Origin of the sequence: Roseovarius albus, from assembly GCF_900172335.1 — a bacterium.
GTDB classification, from domain to species: domain Bacteria; phylum Pseudomonadota; class Alphaproteobacteria; order Rhodobacterales; family Rhodobacteraceae; genus Roseovarius; species Roseovarius albus.
On the sequence record NZ_FWFX01000004.1, the window covers coordinates 117,502 to 142,645 of the forward strand.

Sequence of the window (25,144 nt, forward strand, 5' to 3'; positions counted from 1 at the left end):
CGAGTTATTGCCGTTGCATATCTCCGCGCTACCCAAGAGGCTGGGCCATACTGTTTTATGGCCCGGCGCTCCGACGGTTGTGACAGACGCGACGCCGAGGTGTCAAAGCGACACTGGTGCCGCAGTTGAAGCGAGTTGGCAGGCCCCTTTGCCTCCGTTCGCTTCCGGTTTAGGGTGTTTCGAGCATCAAACAGAGACGGAAGCCAGATGGAATACAAAGCCGAAACCAGAGCCATGGACATTTCGGAACTGGAACTGGTGCTGTCATGGGCGGCCAATGAGGGTTGGAACCCCGGCTTGGCGGATGCTGCGGCCTTTCACGCTGCGGGTCCGGGTGGGTTCTTTCTGACTTGTGTGGATGGCGATCCCGTCGCTGCCATTTCCGTGGTCAATCATGATGAGCGTAATGCATTTCTTGGCCTGTATATCTGTCGCCCAGACTGGCGTGGAAAAGGGCTGGGCATGATGACATGGCAGTTTGCCATCAAACATGCCGGCGCGCGTTCGATTGGGCTCGACGGGTTGCCGGATCAGGAAGAGAATTATCGCGCATCTGGGTTTATCAAGACGGGATCGAGCCTCAGGCATGAAGGTCGTGTCGAGGCTCGCGAGTCGCAGAATGTGCGATCCGCCCAACGCGGCGATTTGGACATCTTGAGGGCACTCGACGAACGCGCCAACGGTTTCCCTAGACCAGCATTCATAGCTGCGTGGCTGCAGGAGCGTGTGGGCCGACGTGGAACTCGGGTGCTGCTTCGCGATGGCAGAATTTGCGGCTTTGCAACCTGGCGTGCGTGTCAAAACGGCACCAAGATTGGTCCGATTGTGGCCCCTGATCTCGCTGCTGCCCTGGAATTGGTTTCCGACATTGCGGCACTGCGTCTGGATGGCCCACTGATCATTGATGTTCCCGAGGCCAACCATGACCTAAGGCGGGAGCTTGAGCACAACGGTTTTTCCATACCCTTTGTAACAGCTCGAATGTATCGCGGTGCTGCCCCGCATTCGGGAGAGGCCCTGCAAGCCATCGCGACGATGGAACTTGGCTAACAGCACAAACAGCTTAAATAATCCCGAGTAGAGAGAACACAGATGATTGTCGTGTTTTAGTGGAGCATGCTGGTTCATCTTGCATTTTCCTTTTTTGAACCCCATTGAGCAGGAAGGCGAAGGTTCGCCAATGCCCTTGCGGGGGGCTGAAGTGGAAGGCATGTGATATGAGCGTAATGACAATTGATGCCGTGCGGCTGAAAACAGTACGCAAGGCACGCAAGTTGGGGCGGCCTCGGTTGGCGAAGATGTCTGGATTGACCGAGCGTCAGGTTGCTCGGTTCGAAGGTGCGGGTACTGCATCCGGTGAGGCGAGCATAGACACGGTTTCGCGCCTTTCTGAAGCACTCGGTGTGCCGTTGGGCGTTTTGATCGGCGAATTGGACCTGATTGATGAAGATTTGAAGCCAGATTCTGAAACGCGCTGCACGAATGGGTGTTGCGGGTAAGTTCCAAAGCAAACGACTTTGACCTAATCGGCTCTAATTCCGCGGCGGGACCAGCTTGCCGGGGTTAAGGATATTTTGAGGATCCAAGGTTTGTTTGAGTTGGCCCATGATGAGCCATGCGCCCCCGTGTTCTTGCGCCATGTATTTCATCTTACCCAAGCCAATGCCGTGTTCGCCGGTGGCGGTGCCATCAAATTCCAGTGCGCGCTCGACAAGGCGGTGGGAGGCCGCGATGGCGCGCTCGCGGGTGGTGGTGTCGTCTTCGTCAAACATAAGCGTGGCGTGGAAGTTACCGTCGCCGACATGGCCCAGAATGGGTGCGTTTTCAAAGCCAAGTTCTGCCAGATCGCTTTGGGCGGCGGCGATGGTCTCAGACAGGCGTGATATGGGCACGCAAACGTCAGTGACCAACGCGCGCGCGCCGGGGCGGGTGGCGAGGATGGCGTGATAGGCGCTGTGGCGCATGGCCCAAAGGGCGCGGCGGTCTTCTTCCTTGGTGGCCCATTGGAAGGCGGACCCGCCATGCTCTTTTGCGATTTCGCCAAAGGTTTCGGCCTGCTCGGACGCGCTGGTTTCCGAGCCGTGAAATTCGATCAGCAGGTGGGGCTGCTCGGGCAGGTCCATCTGGGAATAGGCATTGACGGCGCGAATGGAATTGACATCCATCAGCTCAATCCGGGCCATGGGCAGGCCCATCTGGATGGTATCGGTGACGCATTGCACTGCCTCGTCAACAGACGGGAAGGCGCAGGTAGCGCTGGAGATTGCCTCGGGCTGGCCATGCAGGCGCAGGGTGAGCTCAGTAATCAAGCCAAGCGTGCCCTCGGCCCCGACAAATAACGCAGTCAGGTCATAGCCTGAGGAGGATTTGCGGGCTTGAGTACCGGTGCGGATCACTTCTCCCGTGGCGGTTACGACTTCGAGCGCCTGCACATTGTCACGCATGGTGCCGTAGTGGACAGCAGTGGTGCCGGAAGCACGGGTCGAGGCCATGCCGCCCAGTGTGGCATTGGCACCGGGATCGACGGGAAAGAAGAGGCCGGTGGCGCGAAGCTCCTCGTTTAAGGCTTCGCGCGTGACGCCGGGTTGCACGGTGACGGTCATGTCCTTTGGCTGTACGCTGAGTATTTTGTTCATCTGAGAAAAATCGACGCTCAAACCGCCTGTAGTGATCTGGGTTTGACCTTCGAGCGAGGTGCCCACACCCCAAGCCACAATTGGGCAGTGGTGACGGGCACAGATTTGAGTGATCTGAGCGACCTCGTCGGTGTTATGTGGATAGGCGACCGCATCGGGGGGTGAAAGTGGAAAATGAGTCTCACTGCGGCCATGAATATCCAGATCGGACTTGGACTGGCTGAGGCGTTGGCCTAACAATGAGTATAAGTCGACAATTGCGCCTTGGATATCCATGAGGTGCCTTTCTGGTATGGTTATTTGCAACTTACGGGGAACGGCTGAGGTAGAAAAGGGCGCTTGGGGCAGGCAGGATAGATGTCGGATAAAAAAACTTCCCAGATGCTACGCGAAAAGGTGCAGGAGGCACAGGTTGCCCTGCGCAAAGCCTGGGCGACGATGTTGGCCCGTGGGCCGAGCCAATTTCAGTTTTGGTTGATCGCATTGTTGATCGGTATTGCAGCAGGTTTTGCCGCGCTGTTTTTCCGCAAGGCGATCAATGGGTTGCAACGGTTTGTTTACGGTACAGACGATGTGCATCGGCTTCATAGTTTTGCGCTGGAACTGCCGTGGTATTGGGTAATGTTGGTGCCCGTGCTGGGAGGGCTGATCGTTGGGATCATTCTGCACAAGCTGACGCCAGACGCACGGGCGCGGTCGGTCGCGGACGTCATTGAGGGCGCGGCATTGCATGATGGTCGGGTGGAAACCAAGGCAGGGCTTGGCTCGGCGCTGGCATCATTGGTGACGTTGGGCATGGGCGGGTCCAGTGGTCGTGAAGGGCCTGTTGTGCATATGGCGGCGGTTATTTCGACCTGGGTGAGCGATAAAATCAAGGCCAACGGGATCACCGGGCGGGACTTGCTGGGCTGCGCGGTGGCCGCGGCGGTGTCGGCCTCGTTCAATGCCCCGATTGCTGGAGCTTTGTTCGCATTGGAAGTGATATTACGACACTTTGCGGTGCACGCTTTTGCCCCGATTGCCATCGCCAGTGTGGCGGGGACGATCATCAACCGGATCGAGTTTGATGAAACTGCAGAATACGCCTTGCCTCTGGCGAATACACTTGAGTTTTATGTCGAGCTGCCGGCGTTCTTGCTGTTGGGGCTGTTGTGCGGCTTGATCGCAACCGCTCTGATGCACGCGATTTTCTTTGCTGATGACATGGCTAACCACGTCCAGAACCGTCTGCGAGTGCCGCGTTGGTTGCGCCCGACCATTGCAGGGCTGTTGCTGGGCATCATTGCAATCTGGTTTCCGCATATCATCGGGGTTGGATATGAGACGACCTCGGCTGCATTGACGGGAGAGCTTTTGTTGTGGGAGGCGATCGTTTTTTGTGCGCTAAAGGTGTTGGCGGTGGCCATTACAATTGGCGGTCGTATGGGGGGCGGGGTGTTTTCGCCGTCGTTGATGATCGGGGCGCTCACTGGGCTGGCCTTTGGGTTAATCGCAACCGGGATATTTCCGCAGGTTTCGGGATCTCACACGCTTTATGCATTGGCCGGGCTGGGGGCGGTCGCCGCTGCCGTGCTGGGGGCGCCGATCTCAACCACTTTGATTGTATTTGAGTTAACTGGCGACTGGCAGACCGGTTTGGCGGTGCTGGTGGCTGTATCAATGTCGACAGCCTTGGCATCGCGGCTGGTAGAGCGATCCTTCTTCCTGACACAGTTAGAGCGGCGCGGAGTACATCTGGCGGCAGGTCCACAGGCCTATTTGCTGGCGTTGCACAGGGTGGCGAAGTTGGCGCGGCCGATTGGAGGGGAGACCAGCCCCACCGAAGAAGCCTGTTGGGGGCTGATCGAGGACGGGATCTATATTGATGGCAATACGACGCTGGAAGCGGCGATGCCGATTTTTGAACGCACGAATATTTCCTACATTCCGGTGGTGACTTTGGTGGGTGAGGGAGAGCCGGCAGAGTTGTGGGGGACGTTGCATCAGGTGGATGCGCTGCGGGCGTTCAACAAATCGCTGGCGGAGGTGTCAGCGGAAGAGCACAGTTGAGAACTTGCTGAGATGTGCGCCTGCGGCGCGCAGGTTGATCTCGTTGTCGGCCTTTGGCCTCCACCTCGGGCCTGCCTCCGGCGGGGATATTTATGGTCAAATGAAGCGGAAGGGACCTAAGGGACTCGTGTGAAGGTTTTTGAGTGAGGTTTATCAAAACCGGTGGCTTCCCCAGTAGTCTTTCGTTGCCAGGAAAATCAGATTCATCGCGAACATACATCCGATCATATAAAAGAAAAAACCACCGATAAAAGGAGCGGGATCTAGGGGTTTGGACATACGTATCCAGATAACAAGCAAACCAATGACCAAGAAAAGTGCCATGCCAGATTGGAGCTTTATGACAAACCTCAATACGGAACCATCTTTTGGAAAAGCAGATTGTTTGGCGAAGTCAGTGGAAAACTTCAGGGAATCTTTGATGGCATAAAGTTTACGAGACGTAGCTAGCATAGCTGCGATATTTATCACCACCAGAACAATACACGGAATAGTGCCAATCCATGGGGCAATGAAGAAGGATGCAGCCCATAAAAGGTAGAGTTTGATTGCTGCAGTTAAGCCGCCTGGATCGCGTAAACCTAAAAGAAACATCAAAAAGTGCTCCGTTTGCGTTAGTGAGTGACTGCGGGATTGGTTGTTAGACGAGAGAGGTTGTGCCTAAGCCGTTGACGCCTTGTTGGGTGAGTGAGGTGATCAAGGCGTCTGTGTCGATCTCTTGCACTGGTTTGTTATCGGTGATGGCCTGTGCGGCGGCGGTGCCGGTGGCCTGACCCATGGCGATGCATTGCGGCATGCCGCGCACGGAAGCGAATGCGGTCGGGTCGGCACAGATGATGCGGCCGGCGAACATCAGGTTGGTGATGGTTTCAGGCACCAAGGCGCGGAACGGGATGGTGTAATAAGAACCTGTTTCGACAATGGCCTCGTGGGTCATGTCATCCTCGCCGCGCATCACGTCATCGATGGGGTTGTCGCAGCAAACAATGCCGTCGTCGAACTTTCGGGCGCTGGCGAGGTCTTGTGCAGTGATACGATACATGGCTTCGAGTTTGCGGGTTTCGCGCACGCCGACGGTGGGGGACAGCATCGACATATGGGCGTTTTTAAATCCGGGAACATCCGAGCGCAGGAATTGCGCCAGTTGATGGCAGCGGCGGCGACCTTCTTGCGTGGCTTGGCCGACAGCAACCGGATCGGTGCCGTCAACGCCGCGAATATGGACCGAATTGCAAAAGACTGAGCCTTTGTGGAAGGCCTTCATCAGGTAGAGCTGGGCCAGATCCGGGTGCAGACGGCCCTCAGAAACGCCCTTGGCGGCATATTTGGTAAAGTAGGGATCGGAGTCGGCGAAAGCGCGGCCCCAATCGACGCCGACCATCATGAAAGAGATGGTGACGCCCATCATGTTGCCACTGGCATCACCCAGCGTATAAGGCACGCCCGCCTTGGCGGAGATGTCGCCATCGCCGGAGCAATCGATGACGATTTTGGGATTAATGGTGAAAGGCCCGTTGCGATCAAAGCATTGCACGGCAGCGATGCGATTGCCGTCCATTTCGGGGGCTGAGGCGGTGGCGTTCAGGCGGGTTTTCACGCCTGCCTCTTCGAGCATTTCGAACATCGTCAGGGTGGCGATGTCGTGATCGTAGATGATCTCGGGGCCGAAGTTTTCCAGTGTGCAGGGGCGTTTTTCGGCGGCAGGGGGATCCATCGCCTCGAGCCGTTCGGTGAGTTCCTGCATCAATCCACCGATGATCTGATCCACCGGGTAGGCTGCGCCCCAAGGCATGCCGGGGCAAAAAGCCATGACGCCGCCGACCTTGCTGGTGGCCTCGAGCAGGATGACATCTAAGCCAAAGCGGCCCGCAGCAACAGCCGCGCCAAAGCCTGCGGTGCCGCCGCCGATGATCAGAACATCCGTGTGCTCGACCCGTGCATTCATTGGGTGGGTTCAGACCCGTTCGACGGTGACGTCGTCGTTGGTATAAAAGGCGAGATAACCTTTGATATCGGTTGCGCCATCGGTAGGGGCCTCGTAGCTCCAGCCTGCGTTGTCGATGGTTTTGCTTTTGGTGACGATGGAATAATAGCTCGCATCGCCCTTGCGCGGGCAGAAGCTGGTACGGTCGCTCTCATCAAGAAAGGCCATCGCGATGTCGGAGCGGGGAAAGTAAATCACATCATCATGACCAGATTCAGACAGGGCCAGTGCGTTTTTGCTTTCGGCGAGGACGGCCCCGCCTGCGCGGACGGTCCATGTGCCCGAGGCTTTTCTGATCTTGATATCTGGCATGTGTAAATCCCTTGTTGGTCGTGTCTGCGTGTTTTTGCAGTTTTTTGTAACAGATTTGTCTTACACGGGCTGGGTGGCTTGTTCCAGCCATCGCGCGGTTTCTTTGTCAAGAAGCGGCGTGATCTTGTCGCGGCAAGTCTGATGATAGGTGTTGAGCCAGTCGCGTTCAGGTTGGCTGAGCATGTACACATTGATCAGCCGCGTGTTGATGGGCACAAAATTGAGCGTCTCGAAACACAGCTTGTTGGACTGATCGCCGCCGGGCAGGGTGTCTGCGGGGGTGACGACCACAAGGTTTTCGATGCGGATACCGAAGGCCCCTTCGCGGTAGTAACCGGGTTCATTCGAGACGATCATGCCGGGTTCAAATGGGACATGGCTGATTTTGGACAGGCGCTGTGGCCCCTCGTGCACGCAGAGGTGCACGCCCACGCCGTGGCCGGTGCCGTGGTTATAGTCCTGATCGGCGAGCCAAAGCGGGTAACGGGCGATGGCATCAAGATCGCGACCAGCAAGACCGGCAGGCCATCGCAGGCGGGAAATGGCGATCATGCCCTGCAAGACGCGGGTATAGGCCTGTTTTTCATCGTCTCCGATGTCACCAACAGGAAGGGTGCGGGTGATGTCAGTCGTGCCATCAAGGTATTGGCCGCCACCATCAAGAACCAGCAGTTCGCCGTCTTGCAAGGTACGGTTCGAGCTGTGGCTGACCCGGTAGTGTGACATGGCCCCATGCGGCCCGGTGCCGGCAATGGTATCAAAGCTGATGTCGAGCAGTTTACCGCTGGCCGAGCGGTAGGATTCAACCTTGGTGACGACGTCAATCTCGGTGATCGTGCCGGGGGCTTGTTGGTCATACCAATGCAGGAACTGGCACATGGCGACGGCATCGCGCAGGTGAGCGGTGCGGGTGGCCTGAATTTCGGCGCTTGTTTTGCGGGCCTTGGGCAGAACGCAAGGGTCTTGAGCAAAGACGTACGGCACGTCCGAGGCTTCGAGCTGCTGCACCACCCACAAAGGTGCGCTGGTGTCATCCACACGAACAGGGCCAGTCAGGCTGCGCAGGGCCGGGCCAAAGGCATGGGGCGGGCGAATGGTGATGTTGGCCCCGAGGTGGGCTTTGACCGCGTCGTCCAGTTTTTCGTCATCGATGAACAGCGTGAGATGCCCGGTGTCATGCAAAATAGCAAAGGCATGGGCCACAGGATTGCGGGGGATGTCGCGGCCGCGGATGTTGAGAAGCCATGCGATGGAGTCGGGCAGGGAAAGGACAGCGGATTCGTGACCAGCTGTTTTGAGATCATCAGCCAGACGCGCGCGTTTGTCAGTGTGGGGGTCGCCGGCAAGCTCATCAGGATAAACCGAGACGGAGCCTTGCGGCGGAGCAGGCTGATCGGCCCAAATACGATCAATCAGGTTTTCATGCGCTTTGAGGCTGATGGCGCTGCCTTCAAGCCCTTTCTCGATCGTTTTGATCTGCGACGGTGTGTAATGTAGGGGATCGTAACCAACGGTGCCACCGTCGGGCAGCTGCGCGCGTAGCCAGCCAGCGGGCAGGGTGGCGGGCCAGTCAACCGGGGTGAAATGATCGGTATCCACCTGCATTTTGACCTGCACAGTGTAGCGCCCATCGATAAAGACACCCGCAATATCGGCGAGTGCGATGCAGAAACCTGCGGAACCGGTAAAGCCGGTGAGGTAGGCCAGTCGTTCATCACAGGCGGCGACATATTCGCCTTGATGGGCGTCTGCACGGGGGATCATAAAGCCGCTTAGGCCATCTTTGGCCATCTCGGTGCGTAACTCCGCAAGACGGGGGGGGCCTTGTTCCGGGCTGGCGGTGTCATCGAAGGTCTGGAACATGGTGATCCCCTTGGTCTGTGTACTGGGCGTACCGTGCTCAGACGGTGAAGAAATGTCCAGAGGGGAAAATGTACCACGGCGGCGTTATGAGTGGGTGGTCGGGGCCGCCATTTGGGCGGGTTTCGGAAATGTGATAAACAGGCATTTATTGAAAATGAGCATGTGAGACTTGTTATGGCATCCATGGAATATGACGAAAGCTTCGCAGAGCGGCTCGAAGCGGTTTATCTTGGGCCGGATGTGGTGGCTCAACGCGAAGATACTTTGAGGCGGCTTGCAGTCGCAGCTGGCGAAAACGTTCTGGATATCGGCAGCGGGCCAGGGTTTCTGGCGGCGGATCTAGGCAAGGCCAGCGGTCCAACGGGTCAGGTGGTCGGGGTGGATGTTTCCGAGCAGATGGTTGAGCGTGCGAGGGCGAGAAACACTGACGCTTGGGTGTCTTACGAGGTGGCAGATGCAACGGCTTTGCCTTTTGAGGATGAAAGTTTTGATGTCGTCGTCAGCACGCAAGTCGCAGAATATGTGCCGGACATTAAGGCCTTTTGTTCAGAGGTTTATCGCGTGCTCAAACGCGGCGGGCGCGGATTGATATTGGCAACCGACTGGGATGCGGTCTGCTGGCACAGTGAAAACCCGGAACGTATGAAACGTGTATTAGAGGCCTTTGCCCCGCATTGCGCCGATAGCCGCCTTCCCAGAACATTGGCCGCGCGGCTGCGTCAGGCAGGGCTGCAAGTAGAGGATGTCAGCTATTTTCCGATCATCAATCTGGACCGTTATGAGGGGTGTTATAGTGCGATGATCGTGCCCTTCTTCACCGCCTATATCGGTGGGCAAGGCACGGTGCCACAAGAAGAGCTGGAAGACTGGGCTGCTGAACAAGTCGCACTGAACGATCGTGGAGAGCATTTCTTTTCATCAGGGCGGTTTAGTTTTGAAGTTTCTAAACCGTAGGCGTCAAAAATAGCTTATTTGGCAATCTAAATCCGATTTTTTCAAAATGCCGTTAACCCGCGCGTCTGATGCCCATGACACGGGCTCGGGCGCGGGGGTCGCTGTCAAAGAGCGCGGCGAGTTGTTCGGTCATGGCCCCGGCCAATTGTTCGGCGTCGGTGATGGTAACGGCGCGTTGATAGTAGCGGGTCACGTCATGGCCGATACCGATGGCGAGCAGCTCGACCTGCTTGCGTTTTTCTACCATTGCGATGACGTCGCGCAGGTGTTTTTCCAAATAATTCGCGGGGTTAACCGACAAAGTGCTATCATCGACAGGCGCGCCGTCTGAGATGACCATCAGGATTTTGCGGGCCTCGCGGCGGGCCACGGTGCGACGGTGTGCCCATTCCAGTGCCTCGCCGTCGATGTTTTCCTTGAGCAGGCCTTCTTTCATCATTAGGCCCAGATTGGCGCGATTGCGGCGCATCGGCGCGTCAGCCGCCTTGTAGATGATGTGGCGCAGATCGTTGAGACGACCGGGCAGTTGCGGGCGGCCTTCGTTCAGCCAGTTCTCACGGCTTTGGCCACCTTTCCAAGCGCGGGTGGTGAAGCCCAGGATTTCCACCTTGACGTTGCAACGCTCAAGCGTGCGCGCAAGAACGTCAGCGCAGATTGCAGCAATCGAGATTGGGCGTCCGCGCATGGAGCCGGAATTATCGAGTAGCAGCGTCACCACGGTGTCGCGGAATTCGGTGTCTTTTTCGACCTTGAAGGACAGCGGCGTCGTGGGGTTGGCGACCACGCGGGCAAGGCGGCCTGCGTCAAGAATGCCTTCCTCGCGGTCAAACTCCCAACTGCGATTTTGCTGGGCTTGTAGGCGACGTTGCAGTTTGTTGGCCAAACGGCTGACCGCACCTTTCAGGGGTTCGAGTTGCTGATCAAGGTAGGCGCGCAGGCGCTCCAGCTCGGCCTGTTCGGCCAGATCAATGGCGTGAATTTCTTCATCAAATTCAGTCGTATAGACGTTATATTCAGGGTCTGCGTCTGAGATCGGCTGTTGGGCCGGGGGCTCGAGCGGGGCTTCGCCTTCGGGCAGTTCCTGCTCTTCACCTTCTTCCTGTTCGGCCATCTCGTCCAGACTGACCTGCGCCTGCGACTGATCTTGCTGCTCTTCCTGGCTTTGCTCAGGGTCGGCGTCGGCTTCCTCTTCCTCGCCTTCATCCTCGCCAGTGCTATCAGGATCTTCTTGATCGTCACTGTCTTCCTCGGCCTCGTCCTGCTGATCTTCATCCAGTGCATCAGGGTCATCGCCCAGCTGATCGCCGTAACCCAGATCGTCGATAATTTGACGGGCGAATTTGGCAAATTCAGTTTGATTTGAAAGCTTTGCCTGCAAATCTTCAAGTGTACCGCCCGCCTGATCTTCGATGAACCCTTGCCACAGCTCCATCACGTTTTGGGCCGCTGGCGGGAGGTCGCGGCCGGTGGCCAGATGGCGGATCAGATAGCCAGCGGCGACCGGCAATGGGGCATCAGAGGCTTCACGGATCTGGTCATAGCCGCGGCGCTGCGCTTCGGCCCCGATTTTAGCGTCGATATTGCCTGCGGTGCCGGGCATGTGACGCGCGCCCAGCGCTTCGCAGCGGGCGGTTTCCATCGCGTCATACAGCTCGCGCGCCATTTCACCGGGGGGCGAATAGCGGGCGTCGAGACGGTTGTCGTGGTACTTGTGCTTGAGCGCCAGCGCATCAGCGGTACCACGGGCTTGCAGAACCTCTTCGCGGTGCATGCGGCGGCTGACCTGCGGCAGGCGCATCGCATCGCCAGACACGCCCGAAGGGTCAACGGTATAGGTGATCGTCAGGTCGCTGTTGTCGGCCATGACCTTGGTGGCCTCGGCCAAGGCTTTCTTGAACGGATCAGCGGGGCTATCAGATGGTTTTCTCATGGTCGGATCCGTTACGTGTTGCAACCTTCAGGTAGATCATATCTGTAGGTTTTACAGTAGTCTTGCAAGAGTTTTGCGGCTTTGGCGCTAAGGCTTGACCAATCTGGCGTGGTCTCGGGTGCGTTGGGCTGCGCTTGAGAGGTAATCGCGCCTTCATTCACCTCATAGCCTTCGGATTTGAGATAGACGAGCAGATCGGGTGCGTCTTGTTCGATCCGGCAGGTGAAGGCAGGGTTCTGGTCGCGAATGATCTGGCTCCACAGGCAAAGCGAGGCCACGGCGCGGTCTGCGCCAGTTTCGAAATCGTTCAGATCGGTGCCGGTCAGACGCAGGATGTGATCGCGCAGGAAGCTCTGGTTTTCCGCGTTGAGGTTCAAGATGTCCGATACGGCTGTTTTCGGGTCTTGAACCGCCTGAATCAGGTGCTTCCAATGAAGAGCACGACGGGTGCGGGCGATTGGATCGTCTGAATTGGGGTTTTCGTGCGCTTCTACCGCAAGCGCGCTGCTGCTGAGACCGTCGTACCCATCTTGTTCAAAGCCTATCTCTAGACCAGCGGTTTGTAACATCTGTGCAAGGGACTCAGCTCCTGCGTTCGGGTGTGAGACGCACAGGATAGGGCGGCTGTAGATCCGTTTGATGTGTTGGCGCAGGCGTTGGTGGTGGGCCTCGATCTCTTCCTTAGTGCCATGGGCCTTGAGATGCTCAAGGTGGTTTTCCTTGGGATGAATGTGAGAATCCAGGCTGCCAGTGGACCATGACAGATCGGTGGCGATTGGGGGCAGGAGGGTGAGGGCCTGACCGGGTTTGGGGGCGTTTTGATGCAGGTGAACATCTGATGTGGTGTTCACGCCGTCAAACTCGGCCACGACCTGTGCGGCAAAGGCGGGGGTCATGGCGTAGCAGTAGTTCGACATGCGCACGTCATCGATCAGACGGAAGCGGCGCCATTTGCTGTGCTCCTCCGAGTGGGGCGAGCTGAGGCGCAGGAGTTTTGGCGTGGTTGGGGAAAAATCCAGTGTGCCCTTGGTGATGCGGTGCTTGAGCTTCTTGAGAATGCGCGGGGCCCAGGGGTGCAGGATGATGTCATCTTCCATCACCAAGGCGGGGCTGTTGCTGGCCGAAATTTTGCGCCAGATGGAAAGAAATCCTGCGAAATTAGCCACTTGGGGCGGGATTAGCGCGTTGTTGAAACACTTGCAGCGCTCTTGACCACAGCGAAAGCAGGGCGGGAATTGAAAGACCTGACCGGTGTCAAAGAGCGCCTGCACCTCTGGCGCGTCGGGGCCGTAGCCGTCGTGCCATTCAAAATTGGTGATGCCGAATTCGGCCAGATGTTTGGGCAGACGTTCGCGCCGCTCAATTGCAGAAGGCAGGCTGAGGATATAGATCTTGTCAACCAGCCCCGAAAAGATGCCGAGACCGTCCAATGTTTGGTGGTTGTGTCCGGTCATGCTGGAGCCTTGTCAAAATATGGATAGAACTGATCGAGGTCCAATCGACTGAATGCGTTCAGTTTGCATTCTTGCTTTGAAAAAGGAAAAGAGCAGAATTTCCAATGACATGTTCTGCTCTTCTCATTCATTAACCCATGCTCATGCTGGCGGCGCTTTCGGGCAGTTCCTCGTCGAAGCAGCGCTGATAGAACTCGGCCACGGTCTGGCGTTCCAGTTCATCACATTTGTTGAGGAAGCTCAGGCGGAAGGCATAGCCAACATCACGGAAGATATGGGTGTTTTGTGCCCAGTTGATCACGGTCCGAGGGCTCATCACGGTGGACAGGTCGCCGTTCATAAACGCGGTCCGGGTCAGATCGGCGACAGTAACCATCTGGCTGATGGTGTCGCGGCCTTCGGCGGTGTTGAACAGCGGCGCTTTGGATAGCACGATATTGGTTTCGGCGTCGTGGCTGAGGTAGTTCAGCGTCGCAACCAGTGACCAACGGTCCATCTGGGCTTGGTTGATCTGTTGCGTGCCGTGATACAGCCCGGTGGTGTCACCCAGACCAACGGTGTTGGCGGTGGCAAACAGGCGGAAGTTTGGGTTTGGCGTGATGATCTCGTTCTGATCCATCAAGGTCAGTTTGCCGTCGGTTTCCAGAACCCGCTGGATCACGAACATCACGTCGGCGCGGCCGGCATCGTATTCGTCAAACACAATAGCCACAGGGTTGCGCAGGGCCCAGGGCAGGATGCCCTCGTGGAACTCAGTCACCTGCTTGCCATCGCGCAGTTTGATCGCGTCTTTACCGATCAGGTCGATCCGGCTGATGTGGCTGTCGAGGTTGACGCGCACACAGGGCCAGTTGAGGCGGGCAGCGACCTGCTCAATATGAGTTGATTTGCCTGTGCCGTGGTAGCCTTGGACCATGACGCGGCGGTTATGGGAAAACCCAGCCAGAATCGCGAGGGTGGTGTCTGGGTCGAACTTATAAGTCGCGTCAATTTCCGGCACGCGATCGGAAGGCTCGGCAAAGCCTTTGATCGTCATATCAGTATCAATTCCAAACACTTCGCGGACGGAAATCTCTTCGGTCGGTTTCGCGTTCATATCCAAGCTTCCGTCAGCCATTTCAGACCCTTCTCAAAACATGTGTAGGCAATTCAAGATGTGGTGCAACAAATTGACCAAAAGGACAAGGGGAATGAGGGGATTTCCTGATCATATGAACGATAGATCTATAAGGCCAGATTGTACGCCAACCCAGCCCAGCGCCACCAATTAGATCAACGAAGTAAATATCCTACTTAAAACTCTTGCTCTGTTTGATCTGATCCCAGGCCCAGACGGCTTCTTGGAGCTGTTCTTCCTGAGAACGGTCGCCGCCGTTCATGTCGGGGTGCAGGACCTTGATCAATTTCTTGTAAGCCTTGCGGATCTCAGCCTTGGTCCAGTTGTCTTGTGCTTCAAGAATATCCAAAGCGCGGCGCTCTGTCGGAGGCAGTTTGCGGGTGCCACCGGGTTTGTTGCGGCCGTGGTTTTGCGTGGCGTTGCCGCCCAACACCTGATGCGGGTCTTCGATACCCAGACGTGCCCAGGCACGGGCTTCGGGGTCCGAGAAGGATTTGGTTTCGCGTTCCCAAACTTTATCCTTAGACATCTGGGCGTTCATCTCAGCCTCGGTCGTGCCGTCGAAGAAGTTCCATTTCAAGTTATATTCGCGGATGTGCTCCTTGCAGAACCAGAAAAATTCATCCAGCACATCGGGCGCCTTGGGTGCTCGATAGAGGCCCGGCTCATTGCAGCCTTCATGTTCGCAAACCCGGGTCGAGGTTGTGGATTCGCCGGACATTCCCCGACGCCCACGCGGGTTTTTCTTCTTGGCCGTTGAGACGGACATATCGAAACCGAACGGATCTGATTTGCTCATGGACACACCTTTGCGACACGCGTTTGCGACTCGGAGGCCAGATTTTAGAATAAAACGCGCCGAAGGGAAGGTGCGAAATGACAAAAGTTTTTGATTTGCGGAATTTAGCCGGTTGTGCAGACAGGGAGTGTTCGTCGCATGATGCAATTAGGTGTCCGAGATTAAGTTATAGTTTTTATTAAGAGATTTCTACAATGATCGAGAACCTGTGCGATTGAAATACCGGGGAAATACGATTGGGCTTTCCCCTGAATGCGATCCATGCAATAGGGAGGCGTCAAACGAACTGCCCATGGAGATGATGATATGGAGATTCGTGAGGCGCTGACCTTCGATGATGTTTTGCTGGTTCCTGGAGAATCGAGTGTGCTGCCAAACACGGCGGATACACGGACCCGTGTGACGGCAAGTATTGATCTCAATATCCCGCTTCTGAGCTCGGCCATGGATACGGTGACCGAAGGGCGCATGGCGATTGCCATGGCACAGGCCGGTGGCATGGGTGTTATCCATAAAAACCTGAGTGCCGAGGAGCAGGCGCAGCAGGTGCGTCGGGTTAAGCGTTTCGAATCCGGGGTGGTGTATAACCCGATCACCTTGACAGCAGATCAGACATTGGCCGATGCCAAGGCGTTACAAGAGCGCTATCGCGTCACCGGTTTCCCAGTTGTTGATGGCGATGGTCGCGTTGTGGGCATTGTGACCAATCGCGACATGCGCTTTGCCAGTGATGACAACACGCCGGTGTCAGTCATGATGACCAGTGACAATCTGGCGATGCTGCGCGAACCTGCGGATCTGGAAGAAGCCAAAAGCCTGATGCGCGCGCGCCGGATCGAGAAATTGCTGGTGGTTGATGAGGCTGGCAAGCTGACCGGCCTGTTGACGTTGAAAGACACCGAGCAGGCGGTTTTGAATCCAACAGCCTGTAAAGACGATTTGGGGCGTCTGCGTGTGGCAGCCGCCAGTTCTGTCGGTGATAGTGGTTTTGCGCGCTCGGAAGCCTTGATTGATGCGGGTGTGGACATCGTGGTGATTGATACCGCGCATGGCCATTCGGCTGGCGTCATCGATGCGGTGCGCCGGGTCAAAGCGTTGTCCAATCAGGTTCAGGTCATTGCCGGTAACGTGGCCACGGCAGAGGCGACCCGTGCACTGATCGATGCGGGTGCGGATGCGATCAAGGTGGGCATTGGCCCCGGATCAATCTGTACCACGCGGATGGTAGCCGGTGTGGGCGTGCCCCAGCTGACCGCGATCATGGATTGCGCCAAAGCCGGTGGAAATACACCGGTAATTGCCGATGGTGGCATTAAGTTTTCAGGTGATTTTGCCAAGGCGATTGCGGCTGGGGCATCTTGTTCCATGGTCGGCTCGATGCTGGCGGGTACGGATGAAAGCCCCGGAGAGGTGATCCTCTATCAAGGCCGGTCGTTCAAAGCTTATCGCGGCATGGGCAGTCTGGGTGCGATGGCGAGTGGTTCAGCGGACCGGTATTTCCAAAAAGATGCAGCCAGCGACAAACTGGTGCCCGAAGGGATCGAGGGGCAGGTTCCGTATAAAGGTGGTGCTGGCACGGTGATCCACCAGTTGGTGGGCGGTCTGCGGGCGGCGATGGGCTATACTGGCTGTGCGACCGTGGATGAGATGCGCAAGAACTGCGATTTTGTGCGCATTACCGGCGCGGGCCTCAAGGAGAGCCACGTGCATGATGTGCAGATCACCCGTGAGGCCCCGAACTATCGGATCGGCTGATGACACCGGCGGCGCGGGTTCAGACCGCGATTGAACTTCTGGATGAAATTCAGGCGGGGGCTCCGGCTGAGAAGGTGCTGACCGGTTGGGCACGTCGTAGCCGGTTTGCCGGGTCCAAAGATCGGGCCGCGATACGCGATCATGTATTCGATGTGTTACGGCAAAAAAACAGCGCGGCCCAGTTGGGGGGCGGACAGTCCGGTCGAGCGCTCATGATTGGGCTTTTACGCCTGCAAGGCATAGATCTGGAGACGGTGTTTACCGGCGCCAATTATGCGCCAGCCGCCTTGAATGACGCTGAAACTGACGCTGCGCGTGTCAACCCGAACAGGCCCAGCGCAATCGATCTGCCAGATTGGATCGTGCCGCCGATGCAAGCTGCGCTTGGGGATGAATTTGGAGAAACCGCACGTCTGTTGGCACAACGTGCGCCAGTCTGTCTGCGGGTCAACCTGCAAAAGACAGGCGTGTCTTCTGCCGTATCGGCGCTTGCGGATGAAGGGATTTCGGCTCGGGCTTCAGCGCTTTCCCCGACCGCTTTGATCGTGGAAGAAGGCGCGCGAAGTGTCGCTGGGTCCGGGGCTTACCGTGACGGCTGGGTTGAATTGCAGGACGCGGCGAGTCAGTCGGCTATGGATCTTTTACCCCTAGAGCCAGACATGCGTGTGCTGGACTATTGTGCCGGAGGCGGGGGCAAGACTCTGGCGATGGCCGGACGGGTCAAAGCCCGGTATTTTGCACATGATGCGAATGCGGCGCGATTGAGCGACCTGCCAGAGCGCGCGGCTCGGGCCGGAGTTGACGTGAAGATCGTAACGCAGCAGCAATTGCGCAGCCAGACTTTTGATTTGGTGCTTTGTGACGTTCCGTGTTCGGGCAGTGGGACCTGGCGCCGAACGCCAGGTGCAAAATGGCGCTTTTCACCCGATGATTTAGCCGAGTTGATAGAAGTGCAGGCTGAGATATTGGATAAAGTTGCAATGCTGGTCCGTCCTGGTGGAAATTTGGTCTATGCAACGTGTTCCGTGCTTCAGAGTGAAAATGAAGAGCAGATTGCGCAGTTCTTGCAGGCTCAAAACGATTGGCGGATCGTGAACCAAAAACGGTGGCCTGTTCAGGCTGATGGGGACGGATTTTTCTGCGCTATCTTGCAAAAGATAACGAAATTTGAAGCGTTTTAGTGCTTAGCCGGTAACCTGCCATTAACATCTAACCCGACATATTGCCCCAAGGTTATACCTTGGGGAAAAGTCGTAGCTGTGCATACAATTGTGTTGATGTCTGTTTCGCAAATGTCAAAGCGTTTGGGATCTGGGATATGGTTTGTACTGGGCGTATCGGTCATAATAATCTTCGTTGCTGAAGTTTTTGTAAAAGATGCGTTGCAACTAGCGATGTTGCTGACGGGTTTTACGTGTCTGTACGCCGCTCTTTTGATCGGAACAGTGCGGGCAGGGCACGCGTGGATAACACGACAGGTTAGGCGAATAGGTCGGGACATATGTGAAGCCGAGGTTTTGCCTGCTATGTTTTGCTTGCCAAGCGCTTCGGGATTTTACGCCAATGCTAGCGCACAAACCCAATTTGGAGACCTATCTGTACGTGGCCCTCGCGCTGTGTTGGGGGAATTTTATGCTGACCCCGAAGCCGTGATGGTGCGATTACAGCGTATCGCCCGGGCACAGGGGCATGCAAGAGACGAGTTGAGTGGACCCCCAACAGGTCTGCAGCTTTTGGTGCGTCACTTGGGGCAGGGTCACTTTCTTTGGCAGTTTGGAGGAAAGTGGGCAGGGCAAGACAATCCGGAAGATAGCTTGCCGTTGCCCGTCTTTACAGTTGGTCCAAGCGGGGAAGTGATGGAACAGAATGCAGCCGCAGATGATGTGTTCGGACCACGTGTGATCCACCTGAGTCAAATCTGTGATATGGAGCGCCTCGAGGAGGGGGGCATTCACAATTTTCAAACTAAACATAAACAAGCTAAACATAAAAAGGTGTCCTGTCTGGTCGGACAATGGGCAATGGATGCAAAGGGCACGCAGCGCAAGGTTGTCTTGGCCCCGCTTTCAGATTCCGAAACGAGTTTCAGACGGGAAGAGACTGTATTTGGTGACTTGCCTGTCCCATTGCTCAAGCTGAAACGGAATGGAAGAATAGTTCTGTCCAACCGATCAGCACGCCAATTGATCGGGCAGCACGCTGTACCGGGGCAACGTTTGGAAGATCTGCTTGAGGGCTTGGGGCGTTCGATCATCGACTGGTTGGGGGATGCTGTTGCTGAGCGCGGTGAAAAACACTCAGAAGTTCTCAGAGTGAAAGATGCAGAGCGACAGGTCTTTGTTCGGATCGCCTTAGAGCGCATCCAAGAAAACGGCGAAACTCTGCTGATTGCGGTTTTGAGTGATGCAACCGAACTTAAATCTCTTGAGGCGCAATTTGTCCAAAGCCAGAAAATGGAAGCGATTGGGCAACTGGCTGGTGGAGTTGCGCATGATTTTAACAACTTGCTGACCGCGATATCAGGGCATTGTGATTTATTATTACTGCGCCACGATCCTGAAGAAAGCGTATACGCTGATCTCATGCAGATCAGTCAGAACACCAATCGCGCGGCGGCTTTGGTGAGCCAGCTTCTGGCTTTTTCCCGTAAACAGACGTTGAAGCCAAAAGTGATTGAAATGCATGAAATCCTGTCGGATCTGACACATCTTTTGAATCGTCTGGTTGGGGAAACAGTATCGTTGTCCGTGTATCATGGGATGGACTTGTGGGCCATTCGCGCAGATCAACGCCAGTTGGAGCAGGTCTTGATGAACTTGGTGGTGAATGCGCGCGATGCTATGCCAGAGGGTGGTGAAATCAAAATAGAAACAAGCAACTACATGATCGGCGCCCCCCTTGAACGGGACCGTGCGACAGTCGCGGTGGGGCGATACGTTAAGGTAGAGGTGAGCGATGAAGGATGCGGTATCCCCCAAGAAAAAATGCAAAAGATCTTTGAGCCATTCTATACCACAAAACGTGCCGGAGAGGGTACGGGGCTGGGGTTATCGACAGCCTATGGCATTATCAAACAAACCGGTGGATTTATCTTTGCAGACAGTAAACTCGGGGAAGGGACAAAGTTCACTCTGATACTGCCAGTACACGAGCGTGAGAAAAATGAAGTGGAACAGGCCCATATAAGCGAGCAGGAGGTCGTGATCACTGGGGGAGTGGTTTTACTTGTGGAAGACGAAGCACCAGTACGGGCCTTCGCCTCTCGCGCTTTGCAAATGCGTGGGTATACAGTGATCGAAGCCGCGTCTGGGGAGCAGGCGTTAACACTATTGCAAGACGTGAATTTGCAAGTGGATGTATTCGTGACCGATGTGATTTTGCCAGGGATGGATGGGCCGAGTTGGGTGCGCGAGGCATTGGAAGGGCGCCCCAAAACCGCCAGCATTTTCGTTTCCGGTTATGCAGAAGAATCATTTAGTGACCAACAAGACAGGATTGATCACTCGGCCTTTTTGCAAAAGCCGTTCTCCCTCATTGATTTGACGGGTTTGGTCGGGCAGAAAATTCAGCAAAAGCGTATGTTTGCTTGATCATGGCTTAGGGCGCGGTGGGGCGGGTATAAAATTTCCATTGTCGCCAATTCCATTCCAAAGTGTGATATCGGCGCCAAATTTGCGTTCAAACTTGGCGCGTGTCTGATCGGATAAGGTCAGGTCGCCAAGGCGCGAGACATTTCGGGGTTTTGTCTGAACAGCATGCCCTATGCGCTCTTGTAAAAATTTTTCGAGCCCGGCCCGATCATCGTATCGGAACAAGTGTGTTATGGCTGTGCCATTGCGTTGCGGCTCAAGAAACTTTGCCTGCGACCCGACTTTAGCAAATGCAGGTTGGTCGTTATGGCAATAGGCAGCGACAAAGTCGTCGAACGTGATCCCTTTGCTGCTAGTGGTTTTTCCATCCAAATCGGGGCGTTGGCGATAACGATACCAACTGCCAAGCCAATCAATTGGTTCTCGCATCACCGCGACAATGTCCAGGTTTTCGCCGATGAATCGGTCAATCATTGGTCGAAAGAACCGATTGTAACGATAGACGGGAGAGTGCTTGAGTTCCGGCGGGTGGTTGATAACGAAGGCTGCATGTGGCGCAAGGGCTTCTTGATAAGCGGTGCTTCCGGTTTTGGGTACAGAAAGGAACACCAGCTTGGCCTTTGAAAACACGAGCAATTTTGAGAGTCCTTCCAAGCTACAAACTTAATATCTGCCATTTAAACTACTCTTTAACCGATCCGGATGAAAGTTAAGTTGTGAACAAACTACTTGCAATGTTCTCATTTTGTCCACATAAGAATGAGAACAAGACGGGAACAATTGCAGCGATTGCCGCCTGCGGCAGGGTATGGAATAAGGAAGAGAAATAATGGCAACGGCAGATCTTTTATCAATGGACAGCAAGAAGAACGCAGATAAGCAAAAAGCGCTCGATAGCGCGTTGGCGCAGATTGAACGGCAGTTTGGCAAAGGCTCGATCATGAAGTTGGGGGCGGACAACCCGGCGCAGGATATCGAGGCAACTTCGACCGGCTCCTTGGGATTAGACATCGCCCTTGGGATCGGCGGTCTGCCTAAGGGCCGGATTGTCGAGATTTACGGCCCGGAAAGTTCTGGTAAAACCACGCTGACATTGCACTGCATTGCGGAAGAGCAGAAAAAGGGCGGCGTTTGCGCCTTTGTGGATGCGGAACACGCGCTGGACCCGGCCTATGCCAAGAAGCTCGGCGTTGATCTGGATGAGTTGCTGATCTCGCAGCCCGATACAGGCGAGCAGTCGCTGGAGATCGTGGACACATTGGTACGTTCCGGTGCTGTCAGCATGGTGGTTGTCGATTCGGTTGCGGCGCTGACGCCCAAATCGGAACTTGAGGGTGATATGGGCGACAGCAACGTTGGTGTTCAAGCCCGCCTGATGAGCCAGGCGATGCGCAAGTTGACTGGCTCGATCAGCCGCAGCAAATGTACAGTAGTGTTTATCAACCAGATCCGGATGAAAATTGGTGTTATGTTTGGTAGCCCCGAAACCACAACTGGTGGGAATGCGCTTAAATTCTACAGTTCGGTCCGTCTGGATATCCGCCGCATTGGGGCGATCAAGGATCGCGACGAGGTGGTCGGTAACGCGACCCGTGTGAAGGTTGTCAAAAACAAGGTGGCACCGCCGTTCAAGCAGGTTGAATTTGACATCATGTATGGTGAAGGCATCTCTAAGATGGGTGAACTACTGGATCTGGGCGTCAAAGCTGGCGTGGTGGATAAATCCGGCAGCTGGTTCAGCTATGGCGATGAACGCATCGGGCAGGGCCGAGAAAACGCCAAAAACTTCCTCAAGGAAAACACCCGCACCGCACTGGATATCGAAGATAAAATTCGCGCGGCACACGGATTGGATTTTGATATGCCCGAGGGCATGGGAAAAGAGGATGATGATATTCTCGAGGCTTAAACCACCGCGACATAATCTAATTAAAACCCAGGCCAGCATCGCCTGGGTTTTCTTATTGTAGACATGTTGCTGCGGCGCGGCTAAATCATGCAGGATGCCTTGCGCTCAGAAGCATGAAAAGAGACCCCGATGCCGACGCTGAATGAAATCCGTTCTACCTTTTTGAATTATTTTGACCAAAACGATCACCAGGTGGTCGAGAGTTCGCCCTTGGTGCCGCGCAATGACCCAACCTTGATGTTCGTCAACTCGGGCATGGTGCAGTTTAAAAACTTGTTCACCGGTGTTGAAAAACGTGATTACACCCGGGCCACGACATCACAAAAATGCGTTCGTGCTGGCGGCAAGCATAATGATCTGGATAATGTGGGGTATACCGCGCGGCACCACACATTCTTTGAAATGCTGGGGAACTTCTCGTTCGGGGATTATTTCAAGCACGAGGCGATCCCCTTTGCTTGGAATCTAATCACCAAGGACTTTGGTATCGACAAGAGCCGGTTGCTTGCCACGGTTTATCACACCGATGACGAAGCGTTCGAAATCTGGAGAAAGGTCGGAGTGCCTGAGGACCGGATCATTCGCATCGATACAAGTGATAACTTCTGGCAGATGGGCCCCACTGGGCCTTGCGGTCCATGCACCGAGATTTTCTACGACCACGGCGATCACATCTGGGGCGGCCCTCCGGGTTCAGCCGAGGAAGATGGCGACCGGTTCATCGAGATCTGGAACATTGTCTTCATGCAAAACGAGCAGTTCGAAGACGGTTCGATGAAAGCGCTGGACATGCAGTCGATTGACACCGGCATGGGGCTGGAACGGATCGGTGCATTGTTGCAGGGTAGCCACGACAACTATGACACGGATCTGTTCAAGGCACTGATCGAAGCCTCAGCCAATGCCACAAGTGTTGATCCGTACGGTGATCAGAATGTGCATCACCGTGTGATTGCCGATCACCTGCGCTCGACCTCTTTCCTGATCGCAGACGGGGTGATGCCATCGAATGATGGGCGTGGTTACGTTCTGCGCCGGATCATGCGCCGGGCCATGCGGCATGCACATTTGCTGGGGGCGAAAGACCCTGTCATGCATCGTCTGGTGCCTGCATTGGTAGCGCAGATGGGCGCAGCCTTTCCAGAATTGGGGCGCGCGCAAGCAATGATCGAAGAGACGCTATTGCTGGAGGAAACCCGGTTCAAGCAAACCTTGGATCGGGGGCTGCGACTGCTGGATGACGAATTAGGTGGCCTGCCAGAAGGAACGGCGCTGCCGGGGCAGACAGCGTTCAAACTCTATGACACTTACGGTTTTCCGCTGGACCTGACGCAGGATGCGCTGCGCGAACAGGGCCGTGAAGTGGATACAGACGGCTTTGATACCGCCATGGCAGAGCAGAAGGCCAAGGCACGTGCGGCATGGTCTGGCTCGGGCGAGGCGGCGGATGCTACAATCTGGTTCGATATCGCCGAACAGAATGGTACGACCGACTTCCTTGGTTATGATACCGAGGTGGCCGAAGGACAAATTTTGGCGCTGGTGCAGGATGGCGCGGCGACCGAACAAGCCGGAAAGGGCGACAAGGTGCAAGTGGTTCTGAACCAGACGCCGTTTTATGCCGAATCCGGTGGTCAGGTGGGCGACACGGGTGAACTAAAAACCGAATCCGGTCTGGTGCGTGTCACTGACACCAAGAAATCCGCTGGTGTGTTCATCCACATTGGAGAAGTCACCGAAGGTGAGATTTCCAAAGGGCAGGCGGCCCAGTTGGAGGTCGAACACGCACGCCGGTCGTCCATTCGGGCCAACCACTCGGCGACGCACCTGCTGCACGAGGCTCTACGCGGTGCGCTTGGCGAACATGTTGCACAGCGCGGCTCATTAAATGCGGCGGATCGTTTGCGGTTTGACTTTAGTCATGCCAAGGCAATGAGCGCAGCAGAATTGAGCCAGGTCGAAACCGAGGTGAACGCCTATATTCGTCAAAATACGCCAGTGGAAACGCGGATCATGACGCCAGATGATGCGCGTGATCTGGGGGCGCAGGCGCTCTTTGGTGAAAAGTACGGCGACGAGGTGCGTGTCGTATCGATGGGCGCCGATGCATCCTCGGGCAAGGGGATGGATGGCCAGACCTATTCGATTGAGCTGTGTGGCGGTACGCATGTGCGTCAGACCGGTGACATTGGGGTATTCGCTCTGATTGGTGAAAGCGCGTCCAGCTCGGGCGTGCGCCGGATTGAGGCATTGACGGGCGAGGCGGCCTTTGCCCATTTGAGCGCGCAGGCCCGACGGGTGTCTGATATTGCGGCGGATCTTAAGGCGAAGCCCGAAGATTTGGCAGATCGGATCAAAGCCCTAAGTGATGAGCGCAAGGCGTTGAGCAACGAGGTGGCGCAACTGCGGCGTGAACTAGCAATGGCCGGTGGGTCAGGCCAAGCAGCTGGCCCTGAGGCGCGTGAGATCAACGGCGTAAAGTTCCTATCGCAGGTTCTGAGCGGCGTGTCTGGTAAAGATCTACCTGCGTTGATTGACGAGCACAAGAACCGCTTGGGATCAGGTGCGGTCCTGTTGATTGCTGATGCGGATGGCAAGGCTGCCGTTGCAGCAGGCGTGACCAAGGACATGACCGACAAAGTGTCGGCTGTCGATCTGGTGCGTGCCGTGACCCCAGAGTTGGGTGGCAAGGGCGGCGGTGGCCGCCCGGATATGGCACAAGGCGGTGGCCGGGACGCCAACAATGCTGAGGCTGCGATCAAAGCGGCCGAAGCGGTATTGGAAGGATAAAA

19 protein-coding genes are annotated in these 25,144 nt (G+C 55.9%); 9 read left to right on the forward strand and 10 right to left on the reverse strand.

The genetic code is table 11. The features are described 5' to 3' along the window. The first annotated feature begins 207 nt into the window (after positions 1-207). On the forward strand, positions 208-1,050 hold the full coding sequence (locus ROA7450_RS07955; protein WP_159454023.1) for a GNAT family N-acetyltransferase: 843 nt from the start codon (positions 208-210) through the stop codon (positions 1,048-1,050). Between the two features lie 167 nt (positions 1,051-1,217). Next, positions 1,218-1,499, forward strand: coding sequence for a helix-turn-helix domain-containing protein (locus ROA7450_RS07960; RefSeq protein ID WP_085805174.1), 282 nt, complete (start codon positions 1,218-1,220; stop codon positions 1,497-1,499). A gap of 33 nt (positions 1,500-1,532) precedes the next feature. On the opposite strand, the gene ROA7450_RS07965 is transcribed toward ROA7450_RS07960, so the two are convergent. Continuing rightward, complete coding sequence (locus tag ROA7450_RS07965) at positions 1,533-2,912, reverse strand: FAD-binding oxidoreductase (protein WP_085805175.1); 1,380 nt, start codon at positions 2,910-2,912, stop codon at positions 1,533-1,535. An 81-nt stretch (positions 2,913-2,993) separates the two neighbouring features. Between ROA7450_RS07965 and ROA7450_RS07970 the strand changes: the two genes are divergently transcribed. Continuing rightward, entirely contained in the window at positions 2,994-4,685 is a 1,692-nt protein-coding gene (locus ROA7450_RS07970) for a chloride channel protein (protein ID WP_085805176.1), read from the forward strand. Positions 4,686-4,838: 153 nt separating this feature from the next. On the opposite strand, the gene ROA7450_RS07975 is transcribed toward ROA7450_RS07970, so the two are convergent. Genes ROA7450_RS07975 through ROA7450_RS07990 form a run of 4 tightly spaced genes read right to left on the reverse strand, consistent with a single transcriptional unit; the run spans position 4,839 to position 8,844 of the window. Then, positions 4,839-5,279 (reverse strand): hypothetical protein, encoded by a 441-nt coding sequence (locus ROA7450_RS07975; protein WP_085805177.1) that lies wholly within the window; start codon positions 5,277-5,279, stop codon positions 4,839-4,841. Between the two features lie 46 nt (positions 5,280-5,325). Further along, a complete protein-coding gene (locus ROA7450_RS07980) occupies positions 5,326-6,630 on the reverse strand; it encodes an FAD-dependent oxidoreductase (RefSeq protein WP_085805178.1) in 1,305 nt (434 codons plus the stop codon). 9 nt (positions 6,631-6,639) lie between these two features. Continuing rightward, positions 6,640-6,981, reverse strand: a complete 342-nt coding sequence (locus tag ROA7450_RS07985) for a DUF427 domain-containing protein (protein WP_085805179.1) — start codon at positions 6,979-6,981, stop codon at positions 6,640-6,642. Positions 6,982-7,041: 60 nt separating this feature from the next. Further along, positions 7,042-8,844 (reverse strand): aminopeptidase P family protein, encoded by a 1,803-nt coding sequence (locus ROA7450_RS07990; RefSeq protein ID WP_085805180.1) that lies wholly within the window; start codon positions 8,842-8,844, stop codon positions 7,042-7,044. Between the two features lie 183 nt (positions 8,845-9,027). On the opposite strand from ROA7450_RS07990, the gene ROA7450_RS07995 reads away from it, so the two are divergent. Next, positions 9,028-9,798, forward strand: a complete 771-nt coding sequence (locus ROA7450_RS07995; protein WP_159454024.1) for a methyltransferase domain-containing protein — start codon at positions 9,028-9,030, stop codon at positions 9,796-9,798. A gap of 52 nt (positions 9,799-9,850) precedes the next feature. On the opposite strand, the gene cobT is transcribed toward ROA7450_RS07995, so the two are convergent. From cobT to ROA7450_RS08015, 4 genes are all read right to left on the reverse strand, one after another. After that, positions 9,851-11,728 (reverse strand): cobaltochelatase subunit CobT, encoded by a 1,878-nt coding sequence (gene cobT / locus ROA7450_RS08000; protein WP_085805182.1) that lies wholly within the window; start codon positions 11,726-11,728, stop codon positions 9,851-9,853. A gap of 11 nt (positions 11,729-11,739) precedes the next feature. Next, a complete protein-coding gene (locus ROA7450_RS08005; protein WP_085805183.1) occupies positions 11,740-13,182 on the reverse strand; it encodes a glycosyltransferase family 25 protein in 1,443 nt (480 codons plus the stop codon). Positions 13,183-13,312: 130 nt separating this feature from the next. After that, on the reverse strand, positions 13,313-14,299 hold the full coding sequence (gene cobS, locus ROA7450_RS08010; RefSeq protein ID WP_085805184.1) for a cobaltochelatase subunit CobS: 987 nt from the start codon (positions 14,297-14,299) through the stop codon (positions 13,313-13,315). A 172-nt stretch (positions 14,300-14,471) separates the two neighbouring features. Next, the gene (locus tag ROA7450_RS08015) at positions 14,472-15,098 is read right to left on the reverse strand and encodes a DnaJ domain-containing protein (RefSeq protein WP_085805185.1); all 627 of its coding nucleotides are present in this window, start codon (positions 15,096-15,098) and stop codon (positions 14,472-14,474) included. A 306-nt stretch (positions 15,099-15,404) separates the two neighbouring features. Between ROA7450_RS08015 and guaB the strand changes: the two genes are divergently transcribed. The 3 genes from guaB to ROA7450_RS08030 all read left to right on the forward strand — a co-directional run bounded on the left by guaB (position 15,405) and on the right by ROA7450_RS08030 (position 20,443). Beyond that, on the forward strand, positions 15,405-16,853 hold the full coding sequence (gene guaB / locus ROA7450_RS08020; RefSeq protein WP_085805186.1) for an IMP dehydrogenase: 1,449 nt from the start codon (positions 15,405-15,407) through the stop codon (positions 16,851-16,853). Beyond that, the gene (locus ROA7450_RS08025) at positions 16,853-18,034 is read left to right on the forward strand and encodes an RsmB/NOP family class I SAM-dependent RNA methyltransferase (protein WP_085805187.1); all 1,182 of its coding nucleotides are present in this window, start codon (positions 16,853-16,855) and stop codon (positions 18,032-18,034) included. Before guaB ends, ROA7450_RS08025 begins: the two co-directional genes overlap by 1 nt. Before the next feature lie 438 nt (positions 18,035-18,472). Beyond that, complete coding sequence (locus ROA7450_RS08030; RefSeq protein ID WP_370738205.1) at positions 18,473-20,443, forward strand: ATP-binding response regulator; 1,971 nt, start codon at positions 18,473-18,475, stop codon at positions 20,441-20,443. On the opposite strand, the gene ROA7450_RS08035 is transcribed toward ROA7450_RS08030, so the two are convergent. Beyond that, complete coding sequence (locus tag ROA7450_RS08035; RefSeq protein ID WP_306372426.1) at positions 20,444-21,073, reverse strand: sulfotransferase family protein; 630 nt, start codon at positions 21,071-21,073, stop codon at positions 20,444-20,446. A gap of 199 nt (positions 21,074-21,272) precedes the next feature. Between ROA7450_RS08035 and recA the strand changes: the two genes are divergently transcribed. Further along, on the forward strand, positions 21,273-22,352 hold the full coding sequence (gene recA, locus ROA7450_RS08040) for a recombinase RecA (RefSeq protein WP_085805190.1): 1,080 nt from the start codon (positions 21,273-21,275) through the stop codon (positions 22,350-22,352). A 129-nt stretch (positions 22,353-22,481) separates the two neighbouring features. Then, positions 22,482-25,142, forward strand: a complete 2,661-nt coding sequence (gene alaS / locus ROA7450_RS08045; protein ID WP_085805191.1) for an alanine--tRNA ligase — start codon at positions 22,482-22,484, stop codon at positions 25,140-25,142. Positions 25,143-25,144: the final 2 nt, after the last annotated feature.

Coding starts and splice junctions, on each gene's coding strand:
- ROA7450_RS07955 (WP_159454023.1), top strand. CDS start 208: ATGGAATACAAAGCCGAAACCAGAGCCATGGACATTTCGGAACTGGAA.
- ROA7450_RS07960 (WP_085805174.1), top strand. CDS start 1,218: ATGAGCGTAATGACAATTGATGCCGTGCGGCTGAAAACAGTACGCAAG.
- ROA7450_RS07965 (WP_085805175.1), bottom strand. CDS start 2,912: ATGGATATCCAAGGCGCAATTGTCGACTTATACTCATTGTTAGGCCAA.
- ROA7450_RS07970 (WP_085805176.1), top strand. CDS start 2,994: ATGTCGGATAAAAAAACTTCCCAGATGCTACGCGAAAAGGTGCAGGAG.
- ROA7450_RS07975 (WP_085805177.1), bottom strand. CDS start 5,279: ATGTTTCTTTTAGGTTTACGCGATCCAGGCGGCTTAACTGCAGCAATC.
- ROA7450_RS07980 (WP_085805178.1), bottom strand. CDS start 6,630: ATGAATGCACGGGTCGAGCACACGGATGTTCTGATCATCGGCGGCGGC.
- ROA7450_RS07985 (WP_085805179.1), bottom strand. CDS start 6,981: ATGCCAGATATCAAGATCAGAAAAGCCTCGGGCACATGGACCGTCCGC.
- ROA7450_RS07990 (WP_085805180.1), bottom strand. CDS start 8,844: ATGTTCCAGACCTTCGATGACACCGCCAGCCCGGAACAAGGCCCCCCC.
- ROA7450_RS07995 (WP_159454024.1), top strand. CDS start 9,028: ATGGAATATGACGAAAGCTTCGCAGAGCGGCTCGAAGCGGTTTATCTT.
- cobT (WP_085805182.1), bottom strand. CDS start 11,728: ATGAGAAAACCATCTGATAGCCCCGCTGATCCGTTCAAGAAAGCCTTG.
- ROA7450_RS08005 (WP_085805183.1), bottom strand. CDS start 13,182: ATGACCGGACACAACCACCAAACATTGGACGGTCTCGGCATCTTTTCG.
- cobS (WP_085805184.1), bottom strand. CDS start 14,299: ATGGCTGACGGAAGCTTGGATATGAACGCGAAACCGACCGAAGAGATT.
- ROA7450_RS08015 (WP_085805185.1), bottom strand. CDS start 15,098: ATGAGCAAATCAGATCCGTTCGGTTTCGATATGTCCGTCTCAACGGCC.
- guaB (WP_085805186.1), top strand. CDS start 15,405: ATGGAGATTCGTGAGGCGCTGACCTTCGATGATGTTTTGCTGGTTCCT.
- ROA7450_RS08025 (WP_085805187.1), top strand. CDS start 16,853: ATGACACCGGCGGCGCGGGTTCAGACCGCGATTGAACTTCTGGATGAA.
- recA (WP_085805190.1), top strand. CDS start 21,273: ATGGCAACGGCAGATCTTTTATCAATGGACAGCAAGAAGAACGCAGAT.
- alaS (WP_085805191.1), top strand. CDS start 22,482: ATGCCGACGCTGAATGAAATCCGTTCTACCTTTTTGAATTATTTTGAC.